Annotated in this window: 13 protein-coding genes and 1 tRNA gene; 10 read left to right on the forward strand and 4 right to left on the reverse strand. The window is 61.8% G+C overall.

The window, feature by feature from the left end; all coding sequences use genetic code 11:
* On the forward strand, positions 1-253 hold a 253-nt coding region (locus AAFM15_RS01505; RefSeq protein WP_371833062.1), incomplete at its 5' end, for a tyrosine-type recombinase/integrase.
* A gap of 239 nt (positions 254-492) precedes the next feature.
* Here AAFM15_RS01505 and AAFM15_RS01510 read toward each other — a convergent pair.
* Complete coding sequence (locus tag AAFM15_RS01510; protein ID WP_341684934.1) at positions 493-744, reverse strand: hypothetical protein; 252 nt, start codon at positions 742-744, stop codon at positions 493-495.
* Positions 745-922: 178 nt separating this feature from the next.
* Here AAFM15_RS01510 and AAFM15_RS01515 point away from each other — a divergent pair, with 178 nt between their 5' ends.
* From AAFM15_RS01515 to AAFM15_RS01555, 9 genes are all read left to right on the forward strand, one after another.
* Positions 923-1,294, forward strand: a complete 372-nt coding sequence (locus tag AAFM15_RS01515; RefSeq protein WP_341684935.1) for a hypothetical protein — start codon at positions 923-925, stop codon at positions 1,292-1,294.
* Positions 1,295-1,576: 282 nt separating this feature from the next.
* Positions 1,577-1,822 (forward strand): hypothetical protein, encoded by a 246-nt coding sequence (locus AAFM15_RS01520; RefSeq protein WP_341684936.1) that lies wholly within the window; start codon positions 1,577-1,579, stop codon positions 1,820-1,822.
* A gap of 2 nt (positions 1,823-1,824) precedes the next feature.
* Positions 1,825-2,232, forward strand: a complete 408-nt coding sequence (locus AAFM15_RS01525) for a hypothetical protein (RefSeq protein ID WP_341684937.1) — start codon at positions 1,825-1,827, stop codon at positions 2,230-2,232.
* A 110-nt stretch (positions 2,233-2,342) separates the two neighbouring features.
* Positions 2,343-3,068 carry a hypothetical protein gene (locus AAFM15_RS01530; protein ID WP_341684938.1) on the forward strand — a complete coding sequence of 242 codons (726 nt, stop codon included), beginning with the start codon at positions 2,343-2,345 and terminating at the stop codon, positions 3,066-3,068.
* Between the two features lie 90 nt (positions 3,069-3,158).
* Positions 3,159-3,392: an AlpA family phage regulatory protein gene (locus AAFM15_RS01535; RefSeq protein WP_341684939.1), complete on the forward strand. Its 234-nt coding sequence runs from the start codon at positions 3,159-3,161 to the stop codon at positions 3,390-3,392.
* Between the two features lie 39 nt (positions 3,393-3,431).
* On the forward strand, positions 3,432-4,340 hold the full coding sequence (locus AAFM15_RS01540) for a DUF927 domain-containing protein (protein WP_341684940.1): 909 nt from the start codon (positions 3,432-3,434) through the stop codon (positions 4,338-4,340).
* Positions 4,337-4,516 carry a hypothetical protein gene (locus AAFM15_RS01545; protein ID WP_341684941.1) on the forward strand — a complete coding sequence of 60 codons (180 nt, stop codon included), beginning with the start codon at positions 4,337-4,339 and terminating at the stop codon, positions 4,514-4,516. Before AAFM15_RS01540 ends, AAFM15_RS01545 begins: the two co-directional genes overlap by 4 nt.
* Before the next feature lie 63 nt (positions 4,517-4,579).
* Complete coding sequence (locus AAFM15_RS01550; RefSeq protein ID WP_341684942.1) at positions 4,580-7,519, forward strand: DUF927 domain-containing protein; 2,940 nt, start codon at positions 4,580-4,582, stop codon at positions 7,517-7,519.
* A gap of 193 nt (positions 7,520-7,712) precedes the next feature.
* Positions 7,713-7,955: a hypothetical protein gene (locus AAFM15_RS01555; protein WP_341684943.1), complete on the forward strand. Its 243-nt coding sequence runs from the start codon at positions 7,713-7,715 to the stop codon at positions 7,953-7,955.
* A 1,002-nt stretch (positions 7,956-8,957) separates the two neighbouring features.
* On the opposite strand, the gene AAFM15_RS01560 is transcribed toward AAFM15_RS01555, so the two are convergent.
* From AAFM15_RS01560 to AAFM15_RS01570, 3 genes are all read right to left on the reverse strand, one after another.
* Positions 8,958-9,033, reverse strand: a tRNA-Thr gene (locus AAFM15_RS01560).
* 10 nt (positions 9,034-9,043) lie between these two features.
* Positions 9,044-10,051, reverse strand: coding sequence for a class 1 fructose-bisphosphatase (locus AAFM15_RS01565; RefSeq protein ID WP_341684944.1), 1,008 nt, complete (start codon positions 10,049-10,051; stop codon positions 9,044-9,046).
* A gap of 26 nt (positions 10,052-10,077) precedes the next feature.
* Positions 10,078-10,750, reverse strand: a 673-nt coding sequence (locus AAFM15_RS01570) for an aminopeptidase N C-terminal domain-containing protein (RefSeq protein WP_371833063.1), incomplete at its 5' end; no start/stop codon positions are given.

Raw genomic sequence — 10,750 nt, forward strand, 5'->3', positions numbered from 1 at the left:
GGGCTACCCGGACGCCACGGCCCACGGTTTCCGGTCACTGTTCAGCACAGTGACCAACGAGCACGACCGGACGCTGGGTGATGTGGTCGAACGCGCCCTGGCGCACCAGGACAGAAACAAGGTGCGGGCCGCTTACCTGCGATCCACCTTCCTGAATGATCGGGTTCGCCTGATGCAATGGTGGGCTGACCACCTGGACGCCCTGCGCACGGGCGCCGAAGTGATCCAACTGGAAGCCCACCGGGCCGCATGACTGCACCAGGCGCAATCCCATGCAACCCCCACCAGCCGCCCACCGAGGCGGTTTTTTTACGCCAAGTGCAGGCGTGTGGACACAAAACCCCGCGCCTTATACCCGCCAAACTGCGGGGACAGCGGGGACAAACAGACAGAACTGAGGATTCATGCGGGTTTGCTGCGTTTTGGCTTGCGGGGACAAAGCGGGGACATTACGGGGACAAAGCGGGGACACTCTTACTATGTGAAAGAAAATCACTCATTCACATACATACACCCACCTTCCAGCACCACCCGGCCCACCCGCAAGCCTGCCGACTGGTGGCCGCGCCCAGCCGATGCGGGGAACCCGGCCAAGTGGCTCACGCCATGAGCCTGCACGGCCAGCCGGTGCGCCTTACCGTTGGCGCTGGCTTGCTGGCCGTGACGGGTGGCCGTCTTGCAGCGTCTTGCAATCTCGCCCCATGTCTTGCAGTGGCTTGCGGGCGCTGTCGGCAGTTTTCGCACTCACACGGACACCCCCGGAAATGGCCGCGAAGGGCTTTCCCTTGGTGCCCATTCATCCGGGCGGCTGCGGTGCTGCTGCGCCTGCTGGCCGTGGCGGGTGGCCATCTTGCAGCGGCTTGCAAGTGCGCCCCATGTCTTGCAGTGGCTTGCAGGCCCTGGCGTGTTCGACAATTGCGGCATGGCAAACCAAACGGCAGCAACACGGGGGCGGGGTCGTCCCCTGGGTGAAGTTCATGCGGCGCTTTTGCAGGCCGTGCGAGAGCTTGCAACACCCGAGCAAGGCCCCACGCTTCGAGAGATGGCGCACCGGGCCTGTGTGGGCATGGCTGCGGCCAAAAGCACTGCGGCCCGCATGGTGCGAAATGGCTGGCTGGTGATCCTTCGCACAAAGCGCGTGCCCTACCGAAACAAGCCCGTGGCCGAATACGGCATACCGCCCGAACGCATCCGCAAAGCCAAGAAAGGGGCGGGCGGTGCCCTGCTGGCTGCGGCCCTGTCTGGCTGGGGGATGCCCTGCGCCAGCGATGACGGCGGCGGCAATGGGGCTTGACGGCCCGCCCTGACCCCGTGCCATAATCGCGCCAACCCCTGACCGGGGCCGGTGCTTCAAAACACCATTCGCAAAGCGGTGCAGCCTCCCCGATAGTGAGGTTTTGTCACGTCTGGACACTGCCCACGCCACATGCTGGCGCTGGGTGCAGGTTTTTGGGCGGGATGGCCAGATCGGCAACGCCTGGCGCACGTCTTTGCGCGTGTTTTGAACATCCCGTCCACCCGCTGCGCTTCAAAACGTGGCCGGGTGGCTTCAAATCTCGCAAAGGAGAATGAAACCATGCGATCCAACGTGATCCACCTGCACGGCCAAACCACGGCCACGCCCACCACCCCGCAAGACCTGGCCGCAATGCAGGCCCACCAGGCGGCAGAAAACGCCCTGGCCATGGCCCTGCACTACCTGCGGGCCAGCGCCAGCAACGTGCCCGGTGCTACCCGCAAGGCCGTTCAAGCCCTGTCGGCACTGCGCACCCTGCAAAGCGCTGCACCTGCTGGCGCTGTATCTGCAACGGTGGAGGCGTGACCATGAACCATACAACCAACATTCCCGCGACAGTTGACGCCTTGCGCGATGAAATCAAGCCCGTTATCCGTGGGCCGATCAGTGCGCCGACTTTGCTCCGTTTGCTCCAAGAAAAGAACATGAGCCAGTGGTCTGCGGGTGAGCTTGCCGGGGTAGTTTCTGGCATGGATAGCATTGCTTCAACCGTCTGGTCAATAGCTACGCACCTTGCGACAGTTGCAGGTCATTGCGCTGATGTTGAGCGCGAACAGGACAACAAACCTTGCCGCCTTGAAGCATCCCGAGAGCTGTTCATTTTGGCTGAATACCTGGAAACACAGTCTGAGCTTTTGGAGATAGCTCACGAAGCCGCCAGCCGCTTGCTGCGCCCCAGCCTGTGGCGTGAATCTGCGCCAGCGGTGAATGACTGAATCGCACCCAGCCTAACCCCGAGCTGATCCCCTGGGGCCAATGGCGGGCCTCCCTTCCCGCCTGGCTGGGTGCTCCTTCACAAAGGGCTGCACCTGGGAGGGTGCGAGGTATGAGCAAAGCAAGTAAAGGCCATGTTGCCGACCTTAAAGAGTTGATTGAGCGCTTTAAGCATGAGCGTCACCCATACTCCAAAAAGCGTGCAGACCTGGCCCGCAAGCTGCTGGCGTACCTGGGCGTAAAGCGAATAGACCCCGAAGCGCATCGGACCATGAAAAACGCCTGGGAACAAATTGAAAAAAAAGGGATAGCGCCGCTCGTCCTGCTGAACATTGTTCACTGTGCGCTTGATGACGCAAACAACGAGGAGACCCGCCCGGCCACAAAGCCCGAAGGTTTGCTGTTGGATGACGTGCGGGCCAAGCTGGTGGCACTTCGAGGTTCAATCAAACGGGCGATAGACGGCCATGCTTTACCCAGTGGTAAGGCGTGGTTGTTGGAGTTTGAGACGGTGCCCGATGAAGCCGTGGTTTTCGGCTTTGATGGGATGGCTGGGAGGGACTACGGTTTTATGGCGTTTGAACTGGCCGAAGCCATAGAAGCGGGCCTGCTGGTTCTTGGCCTTCACCGTGACGCGCTACCCGTGCGACTGGAGAAGCGCAAGCATGGTAAGAGCCCGGCGTTTGTCCGGTCCCTTGATGTCCGTCTGCGCCGCCTTCACGGACTCAATTCGCCCGCTACGGTTGCAGCCATAGCCAATGCCGTTGGTGCACCAGGTAGCCCGTGGGATCGGGCGGGCGTGATCGGTGTTACCCGGTGCGGTAGCGGTAAAAAGTAATCCCGTTATTGCATCGTTTATGCGTTTTCTTCGGTTCACGATTTGCCTACCTGCACTGTGCAGGGCTTAACCGAATAAAAGGAAACGCCCATGAAAGCAAAACCCCCGCAAACAACGGCGGCTGACCGCCCCAAACTGCTGCGCCTGCCCGCTGTGTGTGAGCTGGTCGGCCTGTCCAAAACGTCCATTTATGCCGCCATGTCCAAGGACAGCGGACAAGGCTTCCCGGTGCCTGTCCGCATCGGGTGCCGCGCTGTGGCCTGGCGTGAGCATGAAGTCCTGGCATGGATCGAGAGCCGATCCAAGACCAAAGAAGGGGCCTGAACAATGACCACAAACCCGAACCAACCCCACACCACGACCATGAACCAACACTCTTTACCAACCACCTTCACCCAGCGCGGCACGGCTGACCAATGGCGGCAGCGTGTGGGGGCGCTGTGTGTGGGCAATTCGCGGCTGGCCTTTGCGGTGGCTTGCGCCTTTGCTGGGCCACTGCTGCGGGTGGCTGGGGTTGAATCGGGCGGCTTTCACCTTCGCGGCGGATCGAGTACGGGCAAAACCACGGCCCTGAAAGTCGCGGCAAGCGTCAACGGCGGGGCCAACTACCTGCAACGCTGGCGCACCACCGACAACGCACTCGAAGCCATTGCCGCACAGCACTGCGACGCCCTGCTGGTGCTGGACGAGCTGGCGCAGGTGGACCCCAAAACGGCGGGCGAATGCGCCTACATGCTGGCCAATGAGCAGGGCAAGGCACGAGCAACCCGCAACGGCGCACCACGGCCCCGGCTGTCCTGGCGGCTGCTGTTTCTGTCGGCGGGTGAGCTGGGCCTTTCTAACCACATTGCCGAAGTGCAACGGCTGGCACGTACCGTGCAAGAGGTGCGCGTTGCCGACATTCCAGCCGATGCTGGCGCAGGCATGGGGATGTTGCAAAACCTGCACGGGATCGAGGGCGGCGGCGCTGCGTTTTCGCGGCAGATTGTGGCGGCGGCTGGCCAGTGCTACGGCGCACCAGGCCGCGACTGGCTGCAATGGTTGACGGCGAATGCCGACACCATCCGGGCCGATGTTATCCAGCGCATGCACGATATTGAGGATGACATTCTCGATTTCTGGTCTCCAAATGCTGTGAAGCATGTTGGCCAACGCTTTGCACTGGTGGGCGCTGCTGGAGAGATGGCCACGGCGGCGGGCCTGACTGGCTGGCCAGTGGGCGAGAGTAAACGCGCTGCACAGGCCTGCTTTAACGCCTGGCGGGATGTATGAAGCCCGAACGCGCCAGCGTGATAGAGCCAACACAAGCCGACCGCCTGCGCCAGCATGGCCTTGCGGTGATTGACGGCCAGCAAGGAAAAACCGCTTTCCGAAAGCTGGTGCAGATCAGGCCGGGCAAACCTCCCGCGCCTGGCGTCAAGACCAAGCGTCCACCGATGCGGCGCTGATGCCATGCAACCCCAAACACCCACAAACACACCCAGCGCGGCCATGTGAGCCACACCACGACAATGACCACACACCACACGCCCGACACCATCCGGTCGGCACTGCAACACATCCCGCCCAACCTGCCCCGACATGAATGGGCACGGGTCGGCATGGCGATCAAGTCCGAATTTCCGGATGAAACCGGCGAAGACTTGTTTTTCTATTGGTCCCAGCCTGCGGAAAACTTCAACGCCAAAGATTGCCGCGATGCCTGGAAGTCCTTCAAGTCGGGCGGCGCAGTGACCATCGGCACACTGCTGCACATGGCCAAGTCGCACGGCTTCGAGATACCAAAGGACGGCCAGCGGGCCGCACCCCCTACGCCAGAGGCACTGGCCGAACGCCATCGCCAGCAAGACCAGGCCCGCGAACGTGAGCAGGCCGAAACCCGGCAGCGCCACGAAGCGGCAGCGACCGAAGCCGCCAAACGGTGGGCCAGCGCCAGCGATGAAGGGCAATCCCCCTACCTGGAGCGCAAGGGTATCAAGGCCCACGGCCTGCGCTTTGCGGCTGATGCGCTGCTGGTGCCCCTGTTCGATGAAGCGGGCAGTCTGTTCAACCTGCAAAGCATTGCCCCCAGCGGTGAAAAACGATTCTTGCCCGGTGGCCGCAAGTCGGGCCTGTGGCACATGCTGGGCACGGTGCCCGATGCTGCTGGCGCAGGTGATCGGCCTGCCGATGCGCCCGTGATCCTGCTGGCCGAAGGCTACGCCACGGCGGCAACACTGCACGAGGCCACAGGCTACCCGGTGGCGGTGGCCTTTGATGCGGGCAACCTGGGCAAGGTGGCCCACGCCCTGCGCCAGCGTTACCCCGCTGCGCTGCTGGTGCTGTGCGGTGACGATGACCAGGCCACACAAGCCAAGACCGGAAACAACCCCGGACGCGACAAAGCCACGGCAGCGGCTGGCGCAGTGCAAGGGCTGGCCGTGTTCCCGGTGGACTTGCCCAAAGGCGGCAGCGACTTCAACGACATGCACCAGGCGCACGGCCTGCAAGCGGTGCGGGCCTGTGTGGTGGCAGCGGTGCAGGCGCACCAGCAAGCCACACAAGCCGCGATCAGTGCCAGCAAGGGCAACACCACACCCGCCAAGAAAAAACGCGCCAGCGGGCCGAATGGTGGGCACGGTGGCCACGGCGGGGGCGGTGACGAAGGCGGCAGCGATGACCGCAAGCCCGCGCCCGAGTGGGATCGTTTTCACGTCAGTGATGAAGGCGTGTTTTATGCGGACGTTGACCGGGACGGCAACCCGACTAAACCCATATGGGTTTGCAGCCGCTTGGTTGTCCAATCACTGACCACCGATCAGGATGGCGGCGGCTGGGGCTACTTGCTGCAATGGACTGACCGAAAGGGCAACCCTAAAACATGGGCCATGCCTGCCCGCATGTTGAGCAGTGACGGGGCAGAATACCGCGCCTATCTGATGGGGCAGGGTTTGCAGATCGGTCCGGCGCAAAGGGCAAAAAACCTGCTGTCGCAGTACATCCAGACCCGCAACCCCGACACCTTCACCACCTGCACCGACCGCATTGGCTGGCATGGCCGGGCCTTTGTCCTGCCCCGCGAGACATTCGGCGACGATGACGAGCGGATCGTCTTTCAGAGCGATGCCGCCATGGAAAACACCTTCACCCAGCGCGGCACGGCTGACCAATGGCGGCAGCGTGTGGGGGCGCTGTGTGTGGGCAATTCGCGGCTGGCCTTTGCGGTGGCTTGCGCCTTTGCTGGGCCACTGCTGCGGGTGGCTGGGGTTGAATCGGGCGGCTTTCACCTTCGCGGCGGATCGAGTACGGGCAAAACCACGGCCCTGAAAGTCGCGGCAAGCGTCAACGGCGGGGCCAACTACCTGCAACGCTGGCGCACCACCGACAACGCACTCGAAGCCATTGCCGCACAGCACTGCGACGCCCTGCTGGTGCTGGACGAGCTGGCGCAGGTGGACCCCAAAACGGCGGGCGAATGCGCCTACATGCTGGCCAACGAACAGAGCAAGGCACGGGCAACCCGTAACGGCGCACCACGCCAGCGCCTGTCCTGGCGGCTGCTGTTTCTGTCGGCGGGTGAACTGGGCCTGTCTGACCACATGGCCGAAGGCATGAGGCGGGCACGTACCGGGCAAGAGGTGCGCATGGCCGACATTCCCGCTGATGCTGGCGCTGGCAATGGTTTGCTGGAGAGCCTGCACGGCATCGATGGCGGCGGCGCTGCATTCTCACGGCAGATCGTAGAGGCTGCGGGCCGCTGCTACGGCGCACCAGGCCGCGATTGGCTGCAATGGTTGACGGCGAATGCCGACACCATCCGGGCCGATGTGCGCCAGCGTATGCAGGCCATGGCCGATCAGATCATCCCCGAGGCAGCGGGCGGGCAGGTGCAACGGGTGGGCCAACGCTTTGCGCTGGTGGGGGCAGCTGGCGAGATGGCCACGGCTGCGGGCCTGACAGGCTGGCCAGTGGGTGAGAGTGAACGCGCTGCACGGGCCTGCTTTAACGCCTGGCTGGCCACACGGGGCGGCACGGGTGACGGCGAAGTTACTGCCATGCTGCGGCAGGTGCGGGCCTTCCTGGAGGCGCACGGCGAGGGGCGGTTTACGTGGTGGCACAGGGCAGGTGATGACCACTCAGCAAAGACTTTGCACCGGGCGGGGTTTCGGCGCATGGTGAGCGAGGACGGCAAGCCAATCAAGACAGATGCAGACCACCAGCGGGAGTACGGCGAGCGGATGCACTCTGCTGACGCCGAAACCGTCAGTGTTGAATATTTCATTCTCCCCGAGGTGTTCAAGGGTGAAGTATGCAAAGGCTTCGACCATGCGGCTGTTGCCCGTGTCCTTCTGGATAAAGGCTGCATCAAGCCCGATGCAGCCGGGCGCTACGACTGTAAACCCGGCCTGCCTGGCATGAAGAGTGGGCGCTGTTACCGGATAACGCCTGCAATCTTCGCTTTGGATGTGTGACCTGCTGGCGCTGGTGGCCGTGCGCTGGCCAGCGCCGAAGTGGGTCGATAGGCAGCGTCAATAATGCCAATTTCAACTTAACATAATGGACATCGTATAAAGTCATTGTGATGAAATGCGATAGAAAAACACAATCAAGGGAAACAATGATAAGCTGCAAGGCAGCTTACCAACCGCACACAAAGGCCACACGATGACCCCCAATGATTTCGCCACTGCACTTTATGCCCTAGGCTGGAAACAAGCCGACTTCTGCCGCAAGGCAGGCACACACCCGAACACTACGACCAACTGGCTCAAGGGTAAGACGCCGATCCCGCCATGGGTGCCCGCCTATCTGGGGGCCTTGCAGGACATTCAGCGGCTTCACCTGGCGTATGTGGCCACGACCCCAGCGACCGACAAGCAAGGCAACCAGGCAGGCCACACCGAGTAAGGCGAAGCCCTGCAAGTGCCCGCCCGAATAGGGGGGCGTGGCGGGGCTATCTTTCGCGCTGCACCTGTATAAAACCACCCCACTGCACCAGGTAGATAAACACCCCACGACCTGCGCCAGCGGTGCCCATTGGCCGGACTTCCACGGCCTTCAATGTGATTCCCGTTTTGCCCTTGTAGTACTTCACTTTGTGACGGGCGGAGCTGCACAAAAAACAGGCAAATTCTGTGCATAAGTCGTTTTGCAGTGTGGATAACCCCCATTTTGTCCCCGCTGTCCCCGCAACCCAAAAAGTTGCGGGGACGCTGCAAGCCTTTATTTATGCGGTGTCCCCGCTGTCCCCGCTGTCCCCGCACAAAAAAACGATGGGCGAGGTTTGCGGCGTGTTTTGGGCTTCAAAATGTGCCCCCACTTTGGAGGCGGACCCGCCCACCTGGGGAGGGTAGGGGGTGTGAAAAGTCCACGGCCCCTATCCCCGGAAACCGCACGGTTCCCCATGCGGAGATTTTTTAACGTGTTTTTCGGGTTTAACAGGGTTAACCGATCGGCAGGGTCAAGGGCGGTAGTCTGGCCGCATGTGCCCCGGCCTTGCATGGTGTCGCTGCTGCGTGGCCATGTGCCAAGGGGGAGGGGGGCCGAAAACTTCCGGCCTCCCACCCCGGAAACCGATCGGTTCCTCGAATTTTTGTGTGCGCGGGTTTTGGGAGGGGGGGGTACTCCCTGCAATGTGCCCCCGCTGGCCGATCAAGTGCCCCCAGCCTGGCCCGATGCGCCCCCGGCTTTCTGGCTGGTGCCCTTCCTGCGGGTGTGGGCAGCTGTGTGGTGGCTGTGCCCAGTCCTGGCCAATGTGCCCCCACTTTCAGAAAATATGCCCCCAAATGTGCCCCCACATGCCCCCGGATGGTGGCACACTTTGCCGCACCACCTAGGACGATAGAACGGCGGTTTACAGAGGGAAAAAGAAAAAATCCGCACCGTTTTGAACGTGTGCGGATTCTGGTTTGGTGCCGATAACCGGAATCGAACTGGTGACCTACGCGTTACGAATGCGTTGCTCTACCAACTGAGCTATATCGGCGTGGGCAAAATTATACCGTGGTGTGGTAGCGGGTGACGCGGTCCACCTCGTTCTTGCTGCCCAGCATTACGCTTACGCGTTGGTGCAGTTGATCGGGCTGGATGTCGAGGATACGCTCTTTGCCATTGGTGGCAGCACCACCTGCCTGCTCGATCAACCAGCTCATCGGGTTGGCTTCGTACATCAGGCGCAGCTTGCCGGCTTTGCCCGGCTCACGCTTGTCCCAGGGGTACATGAAGACGCCACCACGGGTCAGGATGCGGTGCACGTCGGCAACCATGGAGGCGATCCAGCGCATGTTGAAGTCTTTGCCGCGTGGGCCTTCCTTGCCCTGCAGGCATTCGTCGATGTAGCGGCGTACTGGGTCGGCCCAGTGGCGCATATTGCTCATGTTGATGGCGAATTCTTTGGTGTCGGCCGGGATGCTGACATTCTCTTGCGTGAGCACAAAAGAGCCTTGCTCTCGGTCGAGCGTGAACATGGCTACGCCATCGCCCACGGTCAGCACCAGTGTGGTCTGAGGGCCGTAGACGCAGTAACCGGCTGCGACCTGGTTTTTGCCTGGTTGCAGGAAGTCTTGTTCACTCACGCCCTGGCTGCCTTCGGGTTTCTTGAGCACACTGAAAATGGTGCCAATGCTGACGTTGACGTCGATGTTCGACGAGCCGTCCAAAGGATCAAACAGCAACAGGTATTCGCCTTGCGGGTAGCGGTTGGGCACGGGCAGGATGTGATCCATTTCTTCGGAAGCCATGGCGGCCAGGTGGCCGCCCCATTCATTGGCTTCGATCAGCACATCGTTGGCAATGATGTCCAGTTTTTTCTGGACTTCGCCTTGCACGTTTTCGCTTTCAGCACTGCCCAGCACCCCACCGAGCGCTCCCTTGTTGACGGCGTGACTGATGCTTTTGCAAGCCCGTGCGACCACCTCCAGCAGCAGGCGCAGTTCGGCAGGTATCTTGCCTTTGCTGCGTTGCTGCTCGACCAGGTAGCGAGAGAGGGAAATTTTGCTGCTCATATGGATTCCTTAGGGCTTGCAAACATTCAGGCGCTGGCCAGAGCGCGGCTGATCACTTCGCGCACATCGTTGCTCAAATCGGCTTTGGCGGCGACGCGTTCAATGGCCACTTTGGCGGCGTCCCGGTAGGGTTGCTCCAGGCGGGCCCAGCGGTCCATGGCACGCGCCAGTCGGGCAGCGACTTGCGGGTTGATGGCGTCCAGCGCCAGCACCTGCTCGCTCCAGTACACATAGCCTGCGGCGTCCTGGCGGTGGAAGGCGGCCGGGTTGGCGTTGCAGTAGCTGAAGATCAGGCTGCGCGCCCGGTTGGGATTGCGCAGGTTGAAGTCGGGGTGCTGCATGAGTTGACGCACTTTGGGCAACACATCACCACCGCGGTCTGGCGCGCCAGCTTGCAGGGCAAACCATTTGTCAATCACCAGCGCTTCGTCCTTGAACAAGGCGTGGAAACGCTCCAGTGCAGGTTGAGCCAGTGCATGGCCGCTGATGACCAGAGCCGACAACGCGTTGAATCGGTCGGTCATGTTGCTGGCGTCCTTGAACTGCTGGTAGACCTTGCCCACGCTGGCATCGTCGCCGTGGGTTTGCGCAGCGATGCACAACATGGTCATGGCCAAACCACTCAAGGCTCTGTGACCGCTGGACAAGGCATCGGGCTGGTAAGCGCCGTTGCTGCGATAGGTGTCCAGTGCCCATTGC

The sequence above is a fragment of the Limnohabitans sp. genome, from assembly GCF_038134685.1.
GTDB lineage: Bacteria > Pseudomonadota > Gammaproteobacteria > Burkholderiales > Burkholderiaceae_C > Limnohabitans_A.